Below are 23,751 nucleotides of genomic sequence, written 5' to 3' on the forward strand. Positions count from 1 at the left end.
ACCGCCTATACCCCAAAGCTTTCGCCGCAGCCGCATTCATTCTGCGCTTTCGGGTTATTGAATTTGAATAACTGGTTTAAGCCTTCGCGCACGTAATCGACTTCGGTGCCATCGATAAACGGCATCGCCTGCAGTGCGACAAACAGCTTCGCCCCGTCGGTTTCGAACACCAGATCGTCTTTTTCGGGCACGCTCACCGTGTCCAGCACGTAGCCGAATCCGGCGCAGCCAGTCTGTTTAACGCCGAGACGCAAGCCCACAATATCCGGCTTCTTCGCTATCAGCTCGTGAATATGCGCCGCCGCCGTGGGCGTCAGCGTCAAACCACGCCAGGCAAAATCAGCGGGATTAAAGGTTTCTGAATGCAATTCCATAGGTCCACCTCATCTGTTAAGCCACCAGGGGCATTACACCATGTTAGTGATAACGATTATCACTTCAACCCCCTGACAGCAGGGGCTTTCGGCTAAACCGCCCTTTTTGGCTACTTTTATTAAGCATAGACCTTGCGACGCAGGTTATTAGCCTATGAAAAAATTGTTTAATGCTTTGATGTATAACGCATTTGATGGGCTAAAACCGTGAGAACAGCGCAAGGGGAAAATATGTATCGGGAATACCTATTTATTTAATCGGTTTTAGAAAATCTTCAGAATCAAACGACTACCCGAAAATCAGGGCGTTATGTGATTTACGCAAACAAGGCATTCCAGGAAAACACCGAATCATCAGCGCGTCAGGGATAAGGGACTAAACTTTATGTGACACCAAAAGGAGATAAGTATGTCATCACATGATTTTGAGAATGAAGCCGATCGCCTGGCGAAAAAAGCCCTGAACAAAGCCGATGAATTTGCAGGCGAAGCGCAGTCCCAGTTTGGCGATGCGGTTGATTCACCGAAACATCAGCTGAAAGGCGCCGCACGCAAATACGCAGCACAAGCATCAGACGTCGCTTCAGAGGTCTCTGACAAAGTTCGTGATAATCCATTGACCGGGCTGATGGCGGCAGGCGCAATCGGGCTGATCATCGGTTTATTGGTCGGCAGGAAATAAGCCGCGAATAAGCAGCAAATATGACAGGCCCGAAAGGGCCTTTTTAGTCTTGTCAGGCGATTAGCCGTTGATAAATGAGACGGAAAAACCTTGTTCGCGCCAGTGATCTAACTGCTCCTGCTGACGCATTGACGGCGCATGGCCCGTCCAGACAAATATTTTTTGCCCCGGGAACAGCTCGGGTTTCGGCGAGTCGATCGGCTCAGCCAGCACATCAATATGCCAGCTCTGCTGCGACAGGCGCCCGGCTTCCAGCCATAAACGTGTACGATCGTCCGTGTCCCACCCAATCAGCAACGCTTCGTTGCCCGGTTTTTTGCGCGCTTCAGCCAGAAGCATCGCAATGAAATCGATCAGCACCCCATCCAGCAGGCTGGACATGTGTCGGGCGGTGTTGTGATCCAGGCTTAAACGCTGACGAACCGGAATGAAAATGTGATCGATGAGAACTTCTATGGCGTGGTCGCGACGGAATTCAGAAATTTTAAGTCGCAGTTTCGCGGGACTGGCAAACCGCAGCACCGTCATCATCTCTTCCTGAAGAGAGATCCAGTTGCTGTCCACCAGAGGAACGCCGACTTCCAATAACGCCTTTACCTTGCCAACCGAAATGCCGGTTTTCATGAGGCGTTTAATCTCCTCGATGCGCTGGATATCCTCTTCGTCAAACTGACGATGGCCCCCTTCACTGCGCTGCGGCTTCAACAAACCGTAGCGTCGCTGCCAGGCGCGCAGTGTGACGGGGTTGATTCCGCATCGTTCGGCGACTTCGCCGATACTGTATAAGGCCATTAACTCCCTCATGCTTAAACGCAATACTTCCATACCAAACCTGATCAACTTTAGCAGATTGTATAACCTGATTGTATAACTAACAATTGACCAGGGTACAAGTCGATTTTGTACAAGATGACGTGTACCTGGTCTGATTTGTACAACCTTTACGACGCTATCCCTGTTTTTTCTCCGGCCACGCCACGGCTGGAATCCCGCCAAAACGCGGGCTGGCAAACAGATGTCCCTGGAACTGGGAGATCCCCGCTGACTCAAGCCACATCCACTCTTCCGCCTTTTCGACACCCACGGCACACACCAGGATTTCAAGGGATGTACAGCATTTGATGATGGCCTGAATAATCGCCTGTCTCGGGCCGCTGCGATGGACATCCGCCACCAGATCGCGATTAATCTTGATTCGGTCTGGCTGGAACTGTGCCAGCAGTAATAGCCCGGCGAAACCCGCGCCAAAGTGATCGATTGCCACGCTGATACCGGCACTTTTGAGCTGCCGGACGGCGTCTTTAAATTCATCAAAGCGCGAAATCACTTCGCTCTCGGTGAACTCGACCACAATCTGCTCCGGCACCAGACCGTTGGCTTCAATCTCATTTAACAGAAATCCCACCGCGCCCGGCACATTTACCAGCGTCATTGGCAGCAGGTTGACGGATAAGGCCTGCTCCTGCAGGCGTAACTTGCCGGCCATGGCAAACGCCACTTTCTTACTCTGCAGATCCGCCTCGTAAATCTCGTTGCCAGAGAATTTTTTGAAGTAGGCATCCGGAGAGCCGCCGTCAGCGGTGCGGATCAGGGCCTCATAGGAGACCAGTTCCCGGGCAAAGGGATCGACAATCGGCTGAAAGGCAAAGCCGCAATCAGCCGATGCGTCGAGCGTCAGGGGTTCTGCCGGTGCAACATCGTCGTCCTGGATAAAGTCCCAGCTATCGCCGTCAGGAATTTCGTAGTAGTTGGCTTTTTCCGTCGCTTCAACGAAGGTACGGAAGAACTGCAATGCGCGATCGTTGTAGGTCAGCTGGTACTTGGTCGTCCCTTTATCAAGCACCTTCTGGAGCACTTCCTGGCGATCATAAGTGCGTAAATCAAACAGCTCCATTCCTGCTTTGCCAAAGCGTCGCGACGGCGCGTAATCGCACAGCAGCTCTACCAGGTTGTAGTGGCGCGGATCTTTGCAAATGTCGGCGTAAATGCGGAAAACGCTCTCTTCCGGCCCTTCCAGCAGCTGGAAAAAGTGCGTTCCATTAAACAGTAAAATCCCGGTGACGTCGGATTCCCCGTTTTTAATGTTCGCTCCCGCGACCATCTCTTCCAGCGCTTTCACCGGAACGTTTTCGCAGAGATGGCTGCGGTAGATTATTGTCGTGAGCATAGTCGTCCTGGTGAGTAGAAGGGTTACCCCCGCGGCGTGTCGCGAGGGTCAGGTCATTGTTATACCACATTAATTGATTAACAAATAATTCACATTTCAAACAGTTCAGCCGGATTCCACCGCCTCCCCGCGCGTTTGTACAGAAATTTCAGAGTGAAACATCTTGTACAATATATTCTGTACTGATATCGAATCAAACACATTGTAACTTACTGATAAAAAACAAATAGCACTTTTTGCTTAAAATTAAGGTAAAAAGTTGTACATCAAAAATGTACAACTTTTTAAAAAACGTATAACTTAAATCGTAACTTAGCTGACTACTTAATTTTACAGGAGTGATACATGCGTCAGAACAGCTACATTCCCGATAGCGGTAATGCGATTGTCCAGTACTTCGAGAAAGCTGCGCTACCTACTCAGCAAGAAACCCTGGGACAGATCGTAGTAGAGATCCTGAGCGATGGCCGTCATTTGAATCGCAAAAACCTGTGCACCAAGTTACTCAGCCGTCTTGATAAGGCGTCCGGTCCAGAAGAAGAGAGCCACTACCATGCATTGATTGGTTTGCTATTTGATCGTTGAGATCCAATAGCAAACCCATTTAACAGATCACCTGGTTTTTAAGTCAATTCTGACGAAGGAACGTTTCAGGCACAAAAAGACCTGGCAATCTTCAGCAGACCCCCTTAAAAGGGGATCTGACTTAATGCCGCACGGCGTGACGTCACCCTGCGGCAATCAGAGATGCAGTTATGAACAGAAGTGAAATAGAGCAATTAACAGATGAATTAATTGGAGAGGCGGTTTTATCTCTTCTGAAAGAGCACGGCCCTGTCAGCAAGCAGTCTCTCGTACGGAGACTGCGGGACATGGAGGCGAGTGAGGCCGACCCTCGCCGTCGCGAAGCCCTCGCGGCGGTGATAGCCGAAATCAGCGCCAGCGGTACGCCGTTCGCACAACGTAAGAGAGCCCGCCCTCAGAGGGATCTGAACGGTCTAAAAAGCGAGCAAAGCGATAATGTTTTCCCGCTGTTTGGCGATGGCAAGCCCAGCGGTTCAAAAAACATACACTAACAGCAACCGATCAATAACCCTTACGGTGAGAATAAATGAGACAAAATATTCAAGTTCAACCCGCTGCGTATACTGGTTTTCATGATACCGCGCTGTCTGAATATTTCCGTAATGCAGGCGACAGACTGGCCGATGAATCCGCGCTTTTCGCCTCTGCGGTGAGCTGTATCATGGCGTCAGAAGGGCATCTGACCAACAAAGCCATTATCCTGTGGCTGATTAACGCCCTTGAAACCACTGACGATGTGGTGATGGCAGACGTGATCCGCAAAACCCTCGAAATCGTGGTTGGCTATACCATGGACGATATCTAAAAAAACGATTTCGCCCCCGAAGGCCAGAAGAGCGTCGCACCCTGCTGCGTTTTCTCACTGGCCTTTTCTTTTGTCGACACTTTTGTCGAATGTCATGTCGAGCCTGGCGCTCAAAACCAGACAACTCCTGTTAAATCAATGAAATGAAATCTGGCACAGAACCTGCTAAGCGGTAATGTCAGATGACGCACATTCAACATATTGAATCGCATGCTGGTATTGCGGACCTCCGCATTACTATCAGTTCATTTCTTAACAGGTCTGTTATTGATGAAAAAAATCGCAAGCGTCTGCCCCTACTGTGGCGCAGGCTGTAAATTAAATCTCGTTGTAGAAAACAACCGTATCCTCCGTGCCGAAGCCGCTGAAGGCGTCACCAACCAGGGCACCCTGTGCCTGAAAGGCTTTTACGGCTGGGACTTTCTCAACGATACCCGTCTGCTCACCCCTCGCCTCACCCAGCCGATGATCCGCTATAACAAAGGAGACAAATTCACCCCTGTCACCTGGGAAGAGGCGATCCGCTACACCGCCAGCAAACTGAAAGCCATCAAAGAGCAGCACGGCCCACGCGCGATCATGACGACCGGATCGTCACGCGGTACTGGCAACGAAACCAACTACGTGATGCAGAAGTTTGCGCGCGGTGTGCTTAACACCAATAACGTGGATTGCTGCGCCCGCGTCTGCCACGGCCCGTCAGTGGCCGGTTTGCAGGAGACGCTCGGCAACGGCGCAATGAGTAACTCCATAAACGATATCGAGAACTCAACATGTCTGCTGGTGTTCGGCTATAACTGCGCCGATTCGCACCCGATCGTCGCCCGTCGGGTGCTCAAAGCCCGACAAAACGGTGCCAAAATCATCGTCTGCGATCCGCGTCGCATAGAAACTGCGCGCATCGCCGATCAGCATTTGCAGCTCAACAACGGCAGCAATATGGCGCTGGTCAATGCCTTTGGCTACGTTCTGCTGGAAGAGGAGTTGTACGACAAAAACTACGTCGCGCGCTTCACCGATGGCCTCGACGCCTATCGTAAAATCGTTGCGGATTACGCGCCTGAGAAGGTCGAACATCTGACCGGTATCCCGGCGCGCGACGTGCGTCAGGCGATGCGCACCTTCGCCGCCGCGCCGTCTGCCACGGTGATGTGGGGCATGGGCGTGACCCAGTTCGGCCAGGCCGTGGATGTGGTGAAAGGCCTGTCGAGCCTGGCGCTGCTGACCGGCAATCTCGGCCGCCCTGCCGTCGGCGTCGGCCCGGTTCGCGGGCAAAATAACGTACAGGGCGCGTGCGATATGGGCGTGCTGCCGAACATGTTCCCTGGCTATCAGGACGTGACAGATGCCGCCGTGCGCGCGAAGTTTGCTGACGCCTGGGGGATAGACGTCAACACCATGGACGACCAGGTCGGTACACGCATCACCGAAGTGCCGCACCTGGCGCTGGAAGGCAAAATCAAAGCCTACTACATCATGGGGGAAGACCCGCTCCAGACCGAAGCCGATCTGGGCCTGGTGCGTCGCGGCTTTGAGGCGCTCGATTTCGTGGTGGTGCAGGACATCTTCATGACCAAAACCGCCGAAGTCGCCGATGTGCTGTTACCTGCGACCTCCTGGGGTGAGCACGGCGGCGTGTTTACCTGTGCAGACCGCGGCTTCCAGCGCTTCGGTAAAGCAATCGAGGCCAGCGGCAACGTGAAACGCGACTGGGAGATCATCAGCCTGCTTGCCAGCGCGATGGGCTATCCGATGCATTACGACTCCAACCAGCAGATTTGGGACGAAATGCGCGAACTCTGCCCGCTGTTCTTCGGCGTCACCTACGAAAAAATGGGTGAGATGGGCCACGTGCAATGGCCATGTCCGACGCTGGATCACCCCGGCACGCCCTACCTGTACAAAGACAATCAGTTCGATACGCCCAACGGTAAAGGCCAGCTGTTTGCCGCTCCGTGGCGCGCGCCTGCAGAAGTGCCGGACGCAGACTATCCGTTAGTGCTGTGTACAGTACGCGAAGTCGGCCACTACTCCTGCCGTTCGATGACCGGCAATTGCGCCGCGCTGCAAAGCCTGGCCGATGAACCGGGTCGGGTGCAGATGAATCCGGTGGATGCCGACGCGCTGGGGGTAAGAGACGGACAGCTGGTGTGGGTGCGTTCGCGTCGCGGGAAAGTGATCACCCGGGCGAACGTCAGCGAGCGCATTAATCCGGGCGCGGTGTACATGACTTACCAGTGGTGGATCGGAGCCTGTAACGAACTGACTCAGGATAATCTGGACCCGACGTCGAAAACGCCGGAAACCAAATACTGCGCGGTTAAACTGGAGGCCATCGACGATCAGCGCTGGGCGGAAGATTATGCCGCCTCTGCCTATCAGTCGATGAAAACCCGGCTGATTGACGCGGTGAACGTTTAGCACCCCATCGCTTAACGGATAAAAACAAAAAAGGCCGCATGAGCGGCCTTTTAAACAAGCGGGAGTATTAATGGACGTGAACGCCTAACCGCCAGGCAAAGTAGATCTCTTCTTTCAGTTCGTTTGAAGAGAGCGCGAGCAGGTCGGCAAACTCCAGTTCAAGCTGTTTCAGCTTTTTCAGGTACTGCGCCGGGGACAGGTTGCTCTTATCGCGACGTAAAAACTCTACTGCCAGTTGGGTGGGGCTCATTTCGGTATCCATAACATCCTCTCTATGTACAAACCCTGACCAGTATAGCACGTTTGACTGACCATTTTTTGACCAAAAACAATTCCTCAAGGATGTTTACCTTTATTTAAACCACCGCTGTCGTCAGACGCGACGAACAGCACAGCCTCTCCTGCTCGTCGAAAATATCGATATGCCACACCTGATGACGACCGCCCGCATGGAGCGCGCGACAGACGCCGCGCACGCGCCCGCTGCGCACGGAGCGAATGTGGTTGGCATTCACTTCCAGCCCCACCACCTTTTGCACCCCGTCGGTACAGAGGTAACCCGCCACCGATCCCAGCGTCTCCGCCAGCACCACGGACGCGCCGCCGTGCAGAAGGCCAAACGGCTGATGCGTGCGGCTGTCCACCGGCATGGTGGCTTCAAGGACGTCTTCGCCGATACGGGTAAACTGAATATCGAGCAACCCGACCATATTCCCTTCGCCCATGGCATTGAGCACCTCAAGCGTCACGGTACGTTTCCAGATCATCCCATAATCTCCAGTAAAGCCTGCAATGGATGGCGAACGCCGCTTCCTTCAACGCGTTTCACCTGGCTGCGACAGGAGTAACCCGTCGCCAGACAGCGGTTTCGCGGCAAACGCTGCATGGCCTGATGCCATGACAACTCGTAGATACCCAGCGAATTCGCGTGGTTTTTCACTTCATGGCCGTAGGTCCCAGCCATCCCGCAGCAGCCGACGCTGACGTTTTCCAGCTTCGCGCCAAAGCGGGCAAAAATAGAGGCCCATTGCGCAGGCGCACCCGGCAGCGCGGTCACTTCCGTGCAGTGTCCAAAGAGATACCAGGCTTCACCGCTGACCTCTTTTGTCTCGGCAGAGTGCAGCGCCGCAGGCAGCCATTCATGCACCAGCATAACGCTGAAATCCCCGCGCTTGTCGCCCAGAGTCTGTTTGTACTCATCGCGATAACAGAGCACCAGCGCGGGATCGACGCCCACCATCGGCATGCCCAGCTGCGCGATACGGTTCAAAAAGTCCGACGTTTTCTGCGCCGTTTTCGCAAAGCGCGTCAGGAACCCTTTAATGTGCTGCGCTTTACCGTTCGGCGAGAATGGCAGCACCACCGGCTGATAGCCGACGCGCTCCACCAGCCGCACGAAATCGGCCACCACCTGCGCCTCGTAGTAGCTGGTAAACGGGTCCTGCACCACCAGCACGGTTTTCGCTTTTTGCTCGTCGCTCAGGGCCTCCAGCTGTTCCAGCGTCATATTGGCCGAACGGTGGCCCACCAGCTGGCGTTGCAGAGAAGGCGTGGAGAGCAGCGGCAGATCGACCATGCCGATATGTTTTTCGGAAAGTTTGCGCACCAGCGGCTGATTGATAAAGAAGTTGAACGTCTTCGGCGCGCGCGCCATCAGCGGGGCGTAGCTTTCGACCGTCGCCACCAGGTGATCGCGCACCGGGCGCAGATAGCGGGAGTGATACAGCTGCAGGAAGCGCGAGCGGAACTCCGGCACGTCGATCTTGATCGGACATTGCGTCGAGCAGGCTTTACACGCCAGGCAGCCGGACATCGCCTCTTTCACTTCATGGGAAAAATCATACTCACCTTTACTGGCGTGCCAGCTGTTCCTGGAACGCTCAATCAGCGTGCGCAGGCTGGCGCGTTTTTCCGGTAGATCGCTTTCGAGTTTCAGCGGGTCCACGCCGCGATCGGCCAGCAATCGCAGCCACTCGCGCACCAGCGTCGCTCGCCCTTTCGGGGAATGAATGCGGTTGCTGGTGATTTTCATCGACGGGCACATCGGGCTTTTCACGTCGAAGTTAAAGCACAGACCGTTGCCGTTACACTCCATCGCCCCGCGCCAGGAGGAACGCACCGCGATCGGGATCTGGCGATCATACGTGCCGCGCTTCACCGCGTCGACCTGCATCATCGGATCGTCCACACCCGCAGGCGGACAGATTTTGCCTGGGTTCAGGCGGTTATTCGGGTCAAATGCCGCTTTGATTTTGCGCAGTTCGCCGTACAGCTGCTCGCCGAAGAACGCCGGGCTGTACTGGGCGCGGAAACCTTTTCCGTGCTCGCCCCACAGCAGGCCGCCGTATTTTGCCGTCAGCGCGACCACGTCGTCGGAGATCTGCTTCATCAGCATCTCCTGCTGCGGGTCGCACATATCCAGCGCCGGACGCACGTGGAGCACACCGGCATCCACGTGACCAAACATGCCGTAGCTCAGGCCGTGGCTGTCGAGTAACGCGCGGAACTCCACAATGTAATCCGCCAGATGTTCCGGCGGCACGCAGGTATCTTCCGCAAACGGAATCGGTTTGGCCGCACCTTTCGCATTCCCCAGCAGGCCGACCGCTTTTTTACGCATCGCGTAAATGCGCTCAATGCCCGAGAGATCGTTGCACAGCTGCCAGCCAATCACGCCGCCCTCGCCCTGCGCGATCAGTTCGTCGAGTCGGGTACAGAGCATCTGCACCTGTGAGTCGATAAGCTCCGCATCATCGCCAGCAAATTCAACAATGTTCAGGCCCAGCATCTCTTTATCAGGCACATCGGTGATCAGCTCGCTGACCGAATGCCAGACGATATCTTCCCGCGCCAGATTGAGCACTTTCGAGTCGACGGTTTCCACCGACAGGGCGCGCGCCTCGACCATAAAGGGCGCGTTGCGCAGCGCCGCATCGAAGGAGTTGTATTTGACGTTCACCAGGCGGCGCACTTTCGGCAGCCGGGTGATATCCAGACGGGCTTCGGTGATAAAGGCCAGGGTGCCTTCCGAGCCGGTCAGAATACGGGTGAGATCGAACTCGCTCAGATCGTCATTAAAGACGTGGCGCAGATCGTAGCCCGTCAGGAAGCGGTTCAGTTTCGGGAATTTATCGACAATCAGCTGGCGGTTATCGCGACAGCTTTCGAGCACGCTGCGATAAATGCGCCCGACCGCCGTGTTGTCCTGCCCGAGGGTTTCAGCCAGCTGTACTGGAATCGCCTGGGTGTCGAGAATGTCCCCGCCCAGCAGCACCGCGCGCACGCCCAGGACGTGATCGGACGTTTTACCGTAAACCAGTGACCCCTGGCCGGAGGCATCCGTATTGATCATCCCGCCCAGCGTGGCGCGATTGCTGGTGGATAATTCCGGAGCAAAGAAGTAGCCGTAGGGTTTCAGGAACTGATTGAGCTGATCTTTAATCACCCCCGCTTCGACGCGCACCCAGCCCTCTTCCGGGTTGACCTCAATGATACGGTTCATATAGCGCGACATATCAATGATGATGCCCTGATTCAGGGCCTGCCCATTGGTGCCTGTCCCGCCACCGCGCGGGGTGAAGACCAGCGACGCAAATCGCTCCTGCGCGGCCAGACGGGAAAGCAACGCCACATCGGCGGTGGAACGGGGGAAAACGACCGCATCGGGAAGTAACTGATAGATACTGTTGTCGGTCGCCATCGTCAGCCTGTCGGCATAATTGGTGGCGGTATCACCTGTAAAACCCTGTTGCTCCAGTGCTTGCAAATAAGTCAGCACCAGCTGAACGACGCCAGGTGCCTGAGAAATCAATGGGATCATTACGGAAGACCCTAAATAGTGTTGTTGCCCTCTCGATAATCCGCGATGCGACAAGGCCGCAAGTGCGCGAATTATGACGGGGATAATCGTTTGCGTTGTGTTTGAATTGTTGTATCACATTTTTTTCTTATACGCCCATCAGTTTTACGGGCAGAATTCGCCTGTCAAAAATCGCTGAAATCACTAATGATTAAGGGATGCGATTTTCTGTTTCGGCCAGCCGGTCTGGTCTTCATGTAAGGTAAATTTCATTTATGGTCACTTCTCGTCAGCCCAGGGACGTTGCGCAAATACTGCTGTCGGTGCTGTTTTTAGCCATCATAATTGTTGCGTGTCTATGGATAGTTCGCCCCTTCGTCCTCGGTTTTGCGTGGGCAGGTACGGTGGTCGTTGCCACCTGGCCACTGTTATTACGTCTGCAGAAACTGTTTTTTGGTCGTCGTACTCCCGCCGTTCTGGTGATGACGCTGCTGCTGTTTCTGGTCTTTATCATTCCGATTGCGCTCCTGATTAACAGCCTTGTCGATACCAGCGGGCCGGTGATTCGTGGGATCACCAGCGGTGAGATGACCGTGCCGGATCTGGCGTGGCTTAACAGCATTCCGCTGGTCGGCACGAAGCTTTACAGCGGCTGGCACAGTCTGCTGGAGATGGGCGGCAGCGCGATCATGGCGAAAGTTCGGCCATATGTCGGCACCACGACCACCTGGTTTATCGCCCAGGCGGCCAATATCGGCCACTTTATGATGCACTGTACCCTGATGCTGCTTTTCAGCGCCCTGCTCTACTGGCGCGGTGAACAGGTGGCACAGGGCGTACGTCATTTTGCGACCCGTCTCGCAGGGACACGCGGTGACGCGGCGGTGCTGCTGGCAGCCCAGGCGGTTCGTGCGGTGGCGTTGGGTGTGGTTGTCACAGCGCTGGTGCAGGCGCTTCTCGGCGGGATTGGTCTGGCGATAAGCGGCGTGCCGTATGCGACCATTTTAACCGTCATCATGATCCTCACCTGTCTGGTCCAGCTTGGTCCGTTGCTGGTGCTGGTCCCTTGCATTATCTGGCTCTACTGGAGCGGTGATACTACCTGGGGTACGGTGCTCCTGGTGTGGAGCTGCGTGGTGGGCACCATGGATAACGTCATCCGTCCAATGCTTATTCGTATGGGCGCGGATTTGCCGTTGATTCTGATCCTCTCTGGCGTCATCGGCGGGTTGATTGCCTTTGGGATGATTGGGCTGTTTATTGGCCCTGTGCTGCTGGCCGTGACCTGGCGTCTGTTCTCCGCATGGGTGCATGAAATTCCACCGCCAGGTACCGACCCTGAAGTGGCGCTGCATAATCTCGAAGAGCTTGACGGCAAGAACAACCCGTAATGTATCGTCAGGCGAGGCCACTCGCCTGACACTTAAGCACGCCTAATATTTATTAAGACTTTTCTCAGGTTCATCCCGCTTCGTCTGGTCTCGCCCCGCGCTAAATCTTCATTGTTCTTAAACTATTGAGACGAATCTGATCGACGCTAAAACGTCGCATGTCCTACTATTAAGTCACGGTTATGAATCAACGCATTGATTTATAAGCATGGAAATCCCCTGAGTGAAACAACGAATTGCTGTGTGTAGTCTTTGCCCATCTCCCACGATGGGCTTTTTTTTGTCCTGCTTACGCTTGTTTTTACGCTCGTTCGATTTCACACGAACTCAGCATCCGCCACTTCTTCGGCAGTACCCGCGTCTCGCCAGTGACATTCACCGTCACCGCAGCGCGAATATCCGCCGAGGACAGCCCGACCTGCAGCTCAAATTCGCCTGGCTCAACCACTCTTTTACCGTCGCGGCGGGTGAAATTAAACATATCCACCGGCAGGCTGAAGGTGAGCGTCGCCTTTTCACCCGGTGAGAGCGTGACGCGCTGGAAGGCTTTAAGCTCCTGTAACGGTCGCACCATCGAGGCCACGCGGTCGCGCACATAGACCTGCACCACTTCGCTACCGCTACGCTCGCCGCTATTTTGCACCGTCACGCTCAGCGTCACCTCGCCCTCGACCGGGACAGACGTTTTCGCTAAACGCAGTGCATCGCAGGAAAATGTCGTCCAGCCGAGACCAAAACCGAAGGGATAGCGCGAGCCAAAGTGGAAGGCGAACGGCGTACCGCCGCTTTTCAGCTTGTGATTGTAATAGTACGGCATCGCACCCGCACTTTTCGGCACACTCACCACCAGCCGTCCCTGCGGTTCCGCGCGCCCGGTCAGCACATCGGCAATCGCCCAGCCGCCCTCCTGTCCTGGTGCCCAGGCCAGCAGCAGCGCCGCGACCTTGTCTTCCAGCCCCTGCAGGTTGTACGGACGCCCGCCCGTCATCACCACCACGACCGGCTTACCGGTTTCCACCAGCGCTTCCAGCAGTTGTTGCTGCACGCCGGGCAGGTTCAGGCTGTCGGTGTCGGAGCCTTCACCCACGGTACCGCTCTGGAATAATCCCGCCAGATCGCCCACGCAGGCGATGACGATATCGCTGTCCTGCGCCGCCCGTACCGCCTGTGGAATCAGACGGGTATCGAATGACACCGGCGATTGCTGCATCGGTTTGCCGCCGCTGTCACCAGGAAATACCGGCGCGCCCGCCATGCGGTGCTCAATGATGTGGCAGCCTTTGGCGTAACGCACCTGGGCATCGCCCAGATAGTGTTTCAGCGCGGCAAGCGGTGTGGTTACCTGCGACGTCTCTTCCACCATATCGCTGATGATCAGATGCACCGGGAAGCTGTAGCCGCTCAGCAGCGCCAGCGGATCGTCTGCGGTTGGCCCTACCACAGCCACACGCGGTTTACCCGCAAGCGGCAGCACGCCGTTGTTTTCCAGCAGCGTCAGCGAGCGGGTTGCCACGTCGCGCGCCACCTGTCGGGTTTGCGCATTTTGCAGATCGATATTCTCTTCGCGCGCATACGGCTGCTCAAACAGACCGAGGCGGAATTTTTCGCTCAGCACACGCGCGACAATTTCATCGATCTTATCCATCGAAATCAGCCCACGCTTCACGGCATCCGCCAGATGACGAGCGCAGTCGTCTTTCGGCAGCTCGACGTCCAGCCCGGCGTTGAACGCCAGCGCCGCAGACTCCGCCGCATCGTGGGAAATGCCATGATGCTGATGCAACAGGCTGACACCGCCGTAGTCGGCCACCACAATCCCGTCGAATCCCCACTGCTCGCGCAGCACCGTGGTGAGCAAGAAGGCATCGCTGTGGCCGGGCTGATTGTCGATATCATGATAGGCCGGCATCACGGAACCGGCGTTGGCCAGTTTGACTGCCATTTCAAACGGCAGCAGGAACGTATCATTCAGCTCGCAAAAACCGAGATGCACCGGGGCATGGTTACGCGCTCCCTCGCTGAAAGAGTGGCCGACATAGTGTTTGAGGGTCGCCAGCAGATCGCGTTTTTCGCCCTGCAATCCGTCGACATACGCGGTCGCCATGACCCCGACCAGCCACGGATCTTCACCGAAGGTCTCCTCGGTACGCCCCCAGCGCACGTCGCGAGAGACATCCAGCACCGGGGCAAGCCCCTGCTGACAGCCCACCGAGCGTGCCTCTGCGCCGATCTGCTGTGCCGCACGCTTCACCAGCTCCGGGTCCCAGGTCGAACCGTAGTTGAGGGAGGAGGGAAACAGCGTCGCGTCTTTACACAGCAGGCCGACCAGGCACTCCTCATGGAACAGCGCGGGGATACCCAGCCGGGTCTCTTCCATCATCATCCGCTGCAGACGGTTTGCCGCACGCACGCCGGTGTGCGCATCCACAATGTGCGTTCCCAGCGGACGGGTAATTTGCCCGACGCCCAGTTTGAGCCGCTCGCTCAACGCCGCCTGTTCGCTCACGCCTGCAAATTCGTCGCTAAGATCGCTGCGCTCACGGTGATTGCCGTCCTCATCCAGAACCAGCCAGTAGGCATGCATCTGCGCGAATTTCTCTTCCGGGGTCATACGTGCCAGCAGATCGGCGACACGCTCTTGCACGGGATATCCCGCATCCTTGTAGATGGCAGTCATGTTTTACTCCTGTGTAGCAGAATGAAATGCCGGGCTGGTTTGCCCCGCATCAGTGCGCGCTTCGCGCTTGCGGGCAAGCTCTTGTGCGATGGAATCCACCAGGCGGCTGTTCAGTTTGTAAATGGCGAGCAGCACCACCATGGCGATAAACAGCACGCACGGGATCAGGGTGAACAGCGCGTTGATCGTGGTCAGTACCTGCGGGCTTTGAATTGCCTGCCCGGGGACATAACTCACGATTCCCAGTACCCAACCTACCACCGCACCGCCGAGGGCGAGGCCGAATTTAATGGCGAACAGCGCAGTGGAAAAGACCAGCCCGTCCAGACGGCGACCACTGCGGTGCTCTTCGTAATCCACCACATCCGAGAACATGGTCCACTGCAGCGGCGTGGTGAGGTTCTGGATAAAGCTAAAGATGATGTTCAGGCCGAAAATCAGCCAGATTTGCGTCGGCGGCAGGAAGAAAATCATCGCGCCAAATATCACAAAGGAAATAATCGTCCACTGATAGGCACGCACCCGGTCAAATTTACCCAATAACCGTTCAGATAATAAGGCTCCGCTTAAAGAGGCCACCATTCCGGAAACGATAAAGGCAAAGACTAAATCCGGGCGTAGCAGCACATAATTGACGTAATACATCGTGGCGGAGCCGCGTGTGACGACTGCCGTCAGCAGTAAAATATTAAACACAAAAACAATGCGCCATTGGCTGTTGGCGGCCAGTAATTTTAAATCCGTGAGCATCGAGCCGGAGGTATCATTACGCGGAGAATAACGCTCGCGGGTCATAAAGAAGCAGATGAAGAATAAGATAATGCCTAACAGGCCCATTAGACTCATGGCATAGAAATAGCCTTTCTGCACATTTCCCTGGCCTAAATGGGAGACCAGCGGCAGGGCGATGACCGTGACGATCAGGCCGCCAATAAAGGACAGCCCAAAACGCCAGGATTGCAGGGAATGGCGCTCGCGCGGGTCCATCGTCAGGGCACCCGGCATCGCGCAGTACGGCACATTAATCGCGGAATAGATCAGGCTCAGCAAGGTGTAAGTCACACAGGCATAGGCAATTTTCGCCGTTGGCCCGACATCGGGGACATAAAAAGTAATCAGACAGCTTACGCCAAACGGAATGGCGAACCACAGCAGCCACGGACGGAAACGCCCGTGCCGGGTCTGGGTGCGATCCACCAGCGCGCCAATGCACGGGTCGACAAAGGCATCCACCACGCGCACCACCAGAAACATGGTACCCATGATCGCGGCGGGCAGGCCAAATACATCCGTATAGAAATATGCCAGAAATAAGGTAGCCGTTTGCCAGACCAGCGCGCTGGCCATATCACCCAGGCCGTAACCTATTTTATCTTTGGTACGTAATACAGAGGAGATTGTCATTGTTAATTGCCTTTTATCGGTTAAAACGTATTTCAACCAGTTGCGCAAGATGTAGGGTAATGCGCAGTAAGGCTCAATTATTAGCAGCGCTTCGCTGGCTAACAATTGTAGAAATTAACAGATTGATTACGATATTTGGTTAATTGCGCTAAGTGTGACGGGGAGCATAGTGGGGGAAAATAATGTCGCCGTCCCTTTGTGAATAAAAGGGACGGCGCGATCAATACTACTTATTCAGTTCAGCCAGGCTCAGCCAGGTTTGCACCACGGTGTCCGGGTTCAGGGACAGGCTATCGATCCCCTCTTCCATCAGCCATGCGGCAAAGTCTTCGTGGTCCGATGGACCCTGGCCACAAATCCCGACGTATTTACCCTGTTTCTTCGCGGCGCGGATGGACATCGACAGCAGCGCTTTCACCGCTTCGTTACGTTCATCGAACAGCTCAGACACCACGCCGGAGTCACGGTCCAGACCCAGCGTCAGCTGCGTCATATCGTTAGAGCCGATAGAGAAGCCGTCGAAGTGTTCCAGGAACTGCTCTGCCAAAAGGGCGTTAGACGGGATTTCACACATCATAATGATCTTCAGCCCGTTCTCGCCGCGCTTCAGCCCCTGACGCGCCAGCTCTTCGACTACCGCTTTCGCCTGATCCACGGTACGTACGAACGGGATCATGATTTCGACGTTAGTCAGCCCCATTTCGTTGCGCACACGTTTCACCGCGTCACATTCAAGGGCGAAGCAGTCGCGGAAGCTGTCCGCCACGTAGCGACCCGCGCCACGGAAGCCGAGCATTGGGTTCTCTTCTTCCGGTTCGTAGCGCTCGCCGCCCACCAGGTTGGCGTATTCGTTGGACTTGAAGTCCGACAGACGCACGATCACCCGCTTCGGATAGAATGCCGCACCCAGGGTGGCAATCCCTTCCGTCAGACGTCCGACGTAGAACTCTTTCGGTGAGTCGTAGCCCTTCATCATCTCGCGGATTTCGTTCTGCAGCTGAGGCGTCTGGTCGTCAAACTCCAGCAGCGCACGCGGGTGCACGCCGATCATGCGGTTAATGATAAATTCCAGACGCGCCAGGCCGACGCCTTCGTTCGGCAGACAGGCGAAATCAAACGCACGATCCGGGTTGCCGACGTTCATCATGATTTTCAGCGGCAGATCCGGCATGGTATCGACGCTGGAGCTTTTCACGCTGAAGTCGAGAATATCAGCGTAAACGTAGCCGGTGTCGCCCTCGGCGCAGGAGACGGTGACTTTCTCATCGTCTTTCATGCGTTCGGTGGCATCACCGCAGCCGACCACCGCCGGAATGCCCAGCTCGCGGGCGATGATCGCCGCGTGGCAGGTACGGCCACCACGGTTGGTCACAATCGCCGCCGCTTTCTTCATGATCGGTTCCCAGTCCGGGTCGGTCATATCTGTTACCAGCACATCACCCGGCTGAATACGGTTCATCTCGCTGATATCGTGGATCACTTTAACCGGGCCGGCACCGATGCGGTGACCAATCGCACGCCCTTCGGCGACAATTTTGCCCTGAGCATGCAGCGTGTAACGTTCCATCACCTGGCCGCGAGAACGCACGGTTTCCGGACGCGCCTGCACGATAAACAGTTTGCCGGTGTGGCCGTCTTTCGCCCATTCGATATCCATCGGACGTGCGTAGTGTTTTTCAATCTGAACGGCCTGTTTCGCCAGCTCCTGAACTTCCGCATCGGTCAGGGAGAAGCGGTCGCGTTGCTCCTGCGGCACGTCCTCGATTTCCACCTGTTTGCCGTGTTCCTGGCTTGGGGCGTAAATCATGCGGATTTTTTTAGAACCCATGGTGCGGCGCACAATCGACGGACGGTTGGCCGCCAGCGTCGGTTTGTGGACGTAGAATTCGTCAGGGTTAACCGCGCCCTGCACCACCATCTCACCCAGACCCCAGGCGGAAGTGATAAACACCACCTGATCGAAGCCAGATTCCGTATCGATGGAGAACATCACGCCGGAGGAGCCGATGTCGGAGCGCACCATGCGCTGCACGCCCGCAGAGAGCGCGACGCCGCGATGGTCATAGCCCTGATGCACGCGATAGGAGATCGCGCGGTCGTTGAACAGGGAAGCAAAGACATGCTTCACCGCCACCAGCACCGCGTCGTAGCCCTGAACGTTCAGGAAGGTTTCCTGCTGACCGGCAAAAGAGGCGTCCGGCATATCTTCTGCGGTGGCAGAGGAACGCACGGCGAATGACGCCTGCGCGTCGTCAGCAGAGAGTTGGTTATAAGCATCGTGAATCGCTTTTTCCAGCTCCGGCTGGAAAGGTGTGTCGATAATCCACTGGCGGATCTGCGCACCGGCTTTGGCAAGCGCGGTCACGTCATCAATATCCGTTTGGTCCAGCAGGTCGTAAATGCGCTGGTTAACACCGCTCTGGTCTAAAAAATAGTTAAACGCGTCGGCAGTTGTGGCAAACCCGTTCGGTACGGAAACACCCATACCCGACAGATTTGTAATCATTTCACCCAGGGAGGCATTTTTGCCTCCAACTCTGTCTACATCATTCATGCCGAGTTGGTTATACCAAAGCACCAGCGGTGACGAGCCATTGTTGGACATCGAAACAATCCTTTTGTGATATTTAAACGGAGTAAGTAACGCCTGACTTCGTATTTATACTGGCATATTTATTCCCGGCAAAAAAACGGTGAATCGTGTAAGCACTTTTATTTTTCAGTTTTTCGGACACTTTCCCATCATTCGCTAACCCGATGATTCCTATAGATTCGTGCTAAAACCCTTAAAACAAAGTGACTAATTTAAAAATGAAATCCACTTTTCAGTAAAATCAAAAACACCGTTTCATTTATAAATCAGACAAGTTCTTTGCTGTGTATTTTACTTTTTTAATTTATGCTTTCAGACAATTACGTACGATATTCAGGGTGGATAAAATGGATAATGCTGTGGATCGCCACGTTTTTTATATTTCTGATGGTACGGCGATCACCGCCGAAGTGCTGGGGCATGCAGTGATGTCGCAATTCCCCGTTGCGATTAACAGTATCACGCTGCCGTTTGTCGAAAACGAGAGCCGCGCAAAAGCGGTGAAAGAGCAGATCGATGCGATTTATCAGCAGACCGGCATTCGTCCGTTAGTCTTTTATTCCATCGTTATCCCCGAAATTCGCACCATTATTTTGCAAAGCGAAGGTTTCTGTCAGGACATCGTGCAGGCGCTGGTCGCTCCGCTGCAAAGCGAGCTAAAACTCGATCCGACACCCGTTGCCCATCGCACCCACGGCCTGAACCCCGGGAATCTGGTGAAGTATGACGCGCGTATCGCCGCCATCGATTACACCCTCGCCCACGACGACGGGATTTCGATGCGCAATCTCGATCAGGCGCAGGTGATTTTGCTCGGCGTGTCGCGCTGCGGCAAAACCCCGACCAGCCTCTATCTGGCGCTCCAGTTTGGTATTCGCGCCGCGAACTACCCGTTTATCGCCGATGATATGGACAACCTCGTGCTGCCCGCCGCACTGAAACCGCTGCAACATAAGCTGTTCGGTTTGACGATAAACCCCGAACGTCTGGCCGCCATTCGCGAGGAGCGTCGTGAAAACAGTCGTTATGCCTCGATGCGTCAGTGCCGCATGGAGGTCTCCGAAGTGGAAGCGTTGTACCGTAAAAACCAGATCCCATGGCTGAACAGCACCAACTATTCAGTGGAAGAGATCGCCACGAAAATCCTCGACATCATGGGGTTAAACCGCCGCATGTACTAATATGCTAGTACGATGGTTTATTTTCAGTTATCATCGCGTTCACGCTTCGGGGCAGAGTGGCCTCGAACTTGAATTCAGCAGGGATTGGTTTAAGGTGATGCCCATCACTTCCCGGTAGTCTGCCGATGAAGCAAAAAATTCTGAGAACTTCCATGAACAAAACTGACGAACTTCGCACAGCGCGTATCGAAAGTCTGGTGACGCCCGCCGAACTGGCGCAGCGCCATCCTGTCTCCGCAAGCGTGGCGGAACACGTGACAGCGTCACGTCGACGCATTGAAAAAATCCTCAACGGTGAAGACCGCCGTTTACTGGTGATTATTGGTCCCTGCTCCATTCACGATCTCGATGCGGCGATGGAGTATGCTCAGCGCCTGAAAGTGCTGCGCGATAAGCACCAGGATCGCCTTGAAATCGTGATGCGCACCTATTTTGAAAAGCCGCGCACCGTCGTGGGCTGGAAAGGTCTGATCTCCGATCCTGATCTGAACGGCAGCTACCGTGTGAACCACGGTATCGAGCTGGCGCGTAAACTGCTTTTGCAGGTCAACGAGCTGGGCGTGCCGACCGCGACCGAGTTTCTGGATATGGTGACCGGGCAGTTTATCGCCGATCTCATCAGTTGGGGGGCCATCGGGGCTCGCACCACGGAGAGCCAGATCCACCGCGAGATGGCTTCGGCGCTCTCCTGCCCGGTGGGCTTTAAGAATGGCACCGATGGCAATACGCACATCGCGGTAGACGCGATTCGCGCCTCGCGCGCCAGCCATATGTTCCTCTCGCCGGATAAAAACGGCCAGATGACCATCTACCAGACCAGCGGCAACCCGTACGGTCATATCATCATGCGCGGCGGTAAAAAACCGAACTACCACGCGGAAGATATCGCGGCGGCGTGCGATACGCTGCACGAGTTTGATCTGCCTGAGCATCTGGTGGTGGATTTCAGCCACGGCAACTGTCAGAAACAGCATCGTCGCCAGCTGGACGTGTGCGATGAGATTTGCCAGCAGATCCGCAGCGGGTCGACCGCAGTGGCCGGGATTATGGCCGAGAGCTTCCTGAAAGAAGGCACGCAGAAGGTGGTGGCCGGTCAGCCGATCGTTTACGGCCAGTCGATTACCGATCCGTGTCTGAGCTGGGAAGACAGCGCGTTGCTGCTGGAAAAACTGGCGGCAGCGGTCGATACCCGATTCTGATCTCCTGCCCCATTGTGCCGGGTGGCGCTCTGCTTACCCGGCCTCATCTCGTTTCTGCATAACGTCCTCAATCCGCAAGAATTGATCTCGTCACAAAATTTTCACAAAAACGCTTGCCGTGAAATTTCACTTTGTTGATAATGATTATCATTGTTACATTGATTGTTATTTATAAACACTATGTCACGCATTACTAACAGCACGGCAACGCGCGTACAAGAAGACACACAGCCAAAACCTGCTCCCCTGGAACGTCGCATCGACAGCAAGACTCTGCTGGGCGACGAGGGACGGGTCATTATTGAGCATGACGGCCAGCACTACCTGCTGCGCCAGACACATGCCGGAAAACTGATTCTCACTAAATAAACAATACCCAAACTATTCGCCAGCCACCCAGGTGATCCCCAGGCAGCCAGCGCTTTCGATTTCCAAATGGAGAGTTGCTATGCCATACCTGCATTCCGCGTCTTTGCGCCCCTCGCTGCTGGCGTTGGCCGTTGTCAGTGCCCTGCCGGGCGCTGCGTTTGCCGCCTCAGAAGAGATGACCGTCACCGCCACGGGTAACGCCCGGAGCACCTTTGAAGCGCCAATGATGGTCAGCGTGATCGACGCGACCTCCCCTGATAAACAGACCGCCAGCTCTGCCGCCGACCTGCTGCGCAATGTACCAGGCATTACGCTCGACGGCACAGGGCGCACCAACGGTCAGGACGTGAACCTGCGCGGGTACGATCGCCGTGGCGTGCTGGTGCTGGTGGATGGCGTGCGTCAGGGGACTGATACCGGCCACCTGAACAGCACCTTCCTCGATCCTGCGCTGATCAAACGTATTGAAGTGGTACGCGGCCCGTCTGCCCTGCTCTACGGCAGCGGCGCGATGGGCGGCGTGATCTCCTATGACACCGTCGATGCCAAAGATCTGCTCGAAAACGGTAAAAACAGTGGTTTCCGCGTCTTCGGCACCGGCGCCACGGGCGATCACAGCATTGGCATGGGTGCCAGCGCGTTTGGTCGTACCGATACGCTGGATGGCCTGGTGGCCTGGTCCAGCCGCGATCGCGGGGATTTACGTCAGAGCGACGGGTCCACCGCGCCTAACGACGAATCTATCAACAACATGCTGGCGAAAGGCAGCTGGAAAATCGACAGCGCCCAGACCCTGGGCGGTGCCCTGCGCTACTACAACAACGCCGCGCAGGAGCCTAAAAACCCGCAGACCCTCGATGCGGATGACAGCAGCAACCCGATGACCGACCGTTCCACCATCCAGCGCGACGCTCAGCTCTCATACGCTCTCGCGCCGGAGGGGAACGACTGGCTGAATGCCAACGCGAAAGTCTACTGGTCCGAGGCACGCATTAACGCCCAGAACGTCGACCGCACCGCTGAATTCCGCAAGCAGACGACCAAAGGCGGGAAAGTCGAGAACCGCACGCGCCTGTTCACCGACTCCTTCGCCTCGCACCTGCTGACCTACGGCGGGGAGTATTACCGTCAGGAGCAGAACCCAGGCGGATCTACCACCGGCTTCCCGGACGCGAAAATCGACTTCAGCTCCGGCTGGCTGCAGGACGAAATCACCCTGCGCGACCTGCCGGTGACCCTGCTCGGCGGTACGCGCTATGACAACTACCGTGGCAGCAGCGACGGTTACGAAGATGTGGATGCAGATAAATGGTCATCCCGCGCGGGCTTAACCGTGACGCCAGCCGACTGGCTGATGCTGTTCGGCTCCTACGCGCAGGCGTTCCGCGCACCGACGATGGGCGAGATGTATAACGATTCCAAACACTTCTCCATCGGCAGCTTCTACACCAACTACTGGGTGCCGAACCCGAATCTGCGCCCGGAAACCAACGAAACGCAGGAGTACGGTTTTGGCCTGCGCTTTGACGACCTGATGCTTGCCAACGATGAACTGGAGTTCAAAGCCAGCTACTTCGACACCAAGGCAAAAGATTACATCTCCACCACCGTCGACTTTGCGGCCGCCACCACCATGTCCTATAACGTACCCAACGCCAAAATCTGGGGCTGGGACGTGATGGCGAAATACTCGGCTGATCTGTTCAGCCTGGATATGGCCTACAACCGCACGCGCGGGAAAGACACCGATACGGGCGAATACATCTCCAGCATTAACCCGGATACCGTCACCAGCAAACTGAACGTACCGGTGGCGCAAAGCGGCTTCTCCGTGGGCTGGATCGGTACCTTCGTCGATCGCTCCACGCACATCAGCAGCTCATACAGCAAGCAGCCTGGCTACGCGGTGAATGACTTCTACGTCAGCTATCAGGGTCAGGAGCAGTTGAAAGGCGTCACCACCACGCTGGTGCTCGGCAACGCCTTTGACAAAGAGTACTGGTCCCCGCAGGGCATCCCGCAGGATGGACGCAACGGCAAGATTTTCGTCAGTTATCAGTGGTAATCACCTTGCCCCGGCTCGCCGGGGCGCTTATCTGGAAGG

General features: G+C 55.6%; 19 protein-coding genes and 1 other RNA gene. 11 read left to right on the plus strand and 9 right to left on the minus strand.

The features are described from left to right. Positions 1-5: 5 nt before the first annotated feature. On the minus strand, positions 6-374 hold the full coding sequence (gene sufA / locus OVA10_RS14995) for a Fe-S cluster assembly scaffold SufA (protein ID WP_095281754.1): 369 nt from the start codon (positions 372-374) through the stop codon (positions 6-8). Positions 375-783: 409 nt separating this feature from the next. Here sufA and OVA10_RS15000 point away from each other — a divergent pair, with 409 nt between their 5' ends. After that, positions 784-1,056, plus strand: coding sequence for a DUF883 family protein (locus OVA10_RS15000; RefSeq protein ID WP_102103529.1), 273 nt, complete (start codon positions 784-786; stop codon positions 1,054-1,056). A gap of 60 nt (positions 1,057-1,116) precedes the next feature. Here OVA10_RS15000 and OVA10_RS15005 read toward each other — a convergent pair whose 3' ends face one another. Further along, complete coding sequence (locus OVA10_RS15005) at positions 1,117-1,848, minus strand: MerR family transcriptional regulator (RefSeq protein WP_268196242.1); 732 nt, start codon at positions 1,846-1,848, stop codon at positions 1,117-1,119. Between the two features lie 157 nt (positions 1,849-2,005). Continuing rightward, positions 2,006-3,223, minus strand: coding sequence for a diguanylate phosphodiesterase (locus OVA10_RS15010; RefSeq protein WP_268196243.1), 1,218 nt, complete (start codon positions 3,221-3,223; stop codon positions 2,006-2,008). Between the two features lie 345 nt (positions 3,224-3,568). On the opposite strand from OVA10_RS15010, the gene ycgZ reads away from it, so the two are divergent. The 4 genes from ycgZ (at position 3,569) to fdhF (ending at position 7,034) form a co-directional block, all read left to right on the plus strand. Continuing rightward, entirely contained in the window at positions 3,569-3,808 is a 240-nt protein-coding gene (gene ycgZ / locus OVA10_RS15015) for a regulatory protein YcgZ (RefSeq protein ID WP_100780450.1), read from the plus strand. A gap of 170 nt (positions 3,809-3,978) precedes the next feature. Beyond that, positions 3,979-4,299 carry a hypothetical protein gene (locus OVA10_RS15020; protein ID WP_100780451.1) on the plus strand — a complete coding sequence of 107 codons (321 nt, stop codon included), beginning with the start codon at positions 3,979-3,981 and terminating at the stop codon, positions 4,297-4,299. Between the two features lie 35 nt (positions 4,300-4,334). Continuing rightward, positions 4,335-4,613 carry a biofilm development regulator YmgB/AriR family protein gene (locus tag OVA10_RS15025; RefSeq protein ID WP_100780452.1) on the plus strand — a complete coding sequence of 93 codons (279 nt, stop codon included), beginning with the start codon at positions 4,335-4,337 and terminating at the stop codon, positions 4,611-4,613. Positions 4,614-4,883: 270 nt separating this feature from the next. Further along, on the plus strand, positions 4,884-7,034 hold the full coding sequence (gene fdhF / locus OVA10_RS15030; RefSeq protein ID WP_268196244.1) for a formate dehydrogenase subunit alpha: 2,151 nt from the start codon (positions 4,884-4,886) through the stop codon (positions 7,032-7,034). Positions 7,035-7,101: 67 nt separating this feature from the next. On the opposite strand, the gene OVA10_RS15035 is transcribed toward fdhF, so the two are convergent. The 3 genes from OVA10_RS15035 to ydiJ form a co-directional block, all read right to left on the minus strand. Further along, complete coding sequence (locus OVA10_RS15035) at positions 7,102-7,296, minus strand: YdiH family protein (protein ID WP_100780454.1); 195 nt, start codon at positions 7,294-7,296, stop codon at positions 7,102-7,104. Between the two features lie 94 nt (positions 7,297-7,390). After that, entirely contained in the window at positions 7,391-7,801 is a 411-nt protein-coding gene (gene menI, locus OVA10_RS15040; RefSeq protein ID WP_268196245.1) for a 1,4-dihydroxy-2-naphthoyl-CoA hydrolase, read from the minus strand. Continuing rightward, positions 7,798-10,854 (minus strand): D-2-hydroxyglutarate dehydrogenase YdiJ, encoded by a 3,057-nt coding sequence (ydiJ, locus tag OVA10_RS15045; RefSeq protein WP_181827765.1) that lies wholly within the window; start codon positions 10,852-10,854, stop codon positions 7,798-7,800. Before ydiJ ends, menI begins: the two co-directional genes overlap by 4 nt. A gap of 254 nt (positions 10,855-11,108) precedes the next feature. Between ydiJ and ydiK the strand changes: the two genes are divergently transcribed. Further along, a complete protein-coding gene (gene ydiK, locus OVA10_RS15050; protein ID WP_123428988.1) occupies positions 11,109-12,224 on the plus strand; it encodes an AI-2E family transporter YdiK in 1,116 nt (371 codons plus the stop codon). 176 nt (positions 12,225-12,400) lie between these two features. Next, an RNA gene (gene rprA, locus OVA10_RS15055) (antisense sRNA RprA) lies at positions 12,401-12,508 on the plus strand. A gap of 17 nt (positions 12,509-12,525) precedes the next feature. Here rprA and OVA10_RS15060 read toward each other — a convergent pair. From OVA10_RS15060 to ppsA, 3 genes are all read right to left on the minus strand, one after another. Further along, positions 12,526-14,901: a glycoside hydrolase family 3 N-terminal domain-containing protein gene (locus OVA10_RS15060; protein WP_268196246.1), complete on the minus strand. Its 2,376-nt coding sequence runs from the start codon at positions 14,899-14,901 to the stop codon at positions 12,526-12,528. A 3-nt stretch (positions 14,902-14,904) separates the two neighbouring features. Then, complete coding sequence (locus tag OVA10_RS15065) at positions 14,905-16,305, minus strand: MFS transporter (RefSeq protein WP_102103523.1); 1,401 nt, start codon at positions 16,303-16,305, stop codon at positions 14,905-14,907. A gap of 226 nt (positions 16,306-16,531) precedes the next feature. Beyond that, on the minus strand, positions 16,532-18,910 hold the full coding sequence (ppsA, locus tag OVA10_RS15070; RefSeq protein ID WP_100780460.1) for a phosphoenolpyruvate synthase: 2,379 nt from the start codon (positions 18,908-18,910) through the stop codon (positions 16,532-16,534). 335 nt (positions 18,911-19,245) lie between these two features. Here ppsA and ppsR point away from each other — a divergent pair, with 335 nt between their 5' ends. From ppsR to OVA10_RS15090, 4 genes are all read left to right on the plus strand, one after another. Further along, positions 19,246-20,079: a posphoenolpyruvate synthetase regulatory kinase/phosphorylase PpsR gene (ppsR, locus tag OVA10_RS15075; RefSeq protein ID WP_100780461.1), complete on the plus strand. Its 834-nt coding sequence runs from the start codon at positions 19,246-19,248 to the stop codon at positions 20,077-20,079. A 152-nt stretch (positions 20,080-20,231) separates the two neighbouring features. After that, the gene (gene aroH, locus OVA10_RS15080) at positions 20,232-21,278 is read left to right on the plus strand and encodes a 3-deoxy-7-phosphoheptulonate synthase AroH (RefSeq protein ID WP_102103852.1); all 1,047 of its coding nucleotides are present in this window, start codon (positions 20,232-20,234) and stop codon (positions 21,276-21,278) included. 180 nt (positions 21,279-21,458) lie between these two features. After that, positions 21,459-21,647, plus strand: coding sequence for a hemin uptake protein HemP (gene hemP, locus OVA10_RS15085; protein WP_100780463.1), 189 nt, complete (start codon positions 21,459-21,461; stop codon positions 21,645-21,647). A 79-nt stretch (positions 21,648-21,726) separates the two neighbouring features. Next, positions 21,727-23,712 carry a TonB-dependent hemoglobin/transferrin/lactoferrin family receptor gene (locus OVA10_RS15090; protein WP_102103522.1) on the plus strand — a complete coding sequence of 662 codons (1,986 nt, stop codon included), beginning with the start codon at positions 21,727-21,729 and terminating at the stop codon, positions 23,710-23,712. Positions 23,713-23,751: the final 39 nt, after the last annotated feature.

Source organism: Lelliottia sp. SL45, from assembly GCF_026672535.1.
In the GTDB taxonomy this organism is placed as follows: domain Bacteria; phylum Pseudomonadota; class Gammaproteobacteria; order Enterobacterales; family Enterobacteriaceae; genus Enterobacter; species Enterobacter nimipressuralis.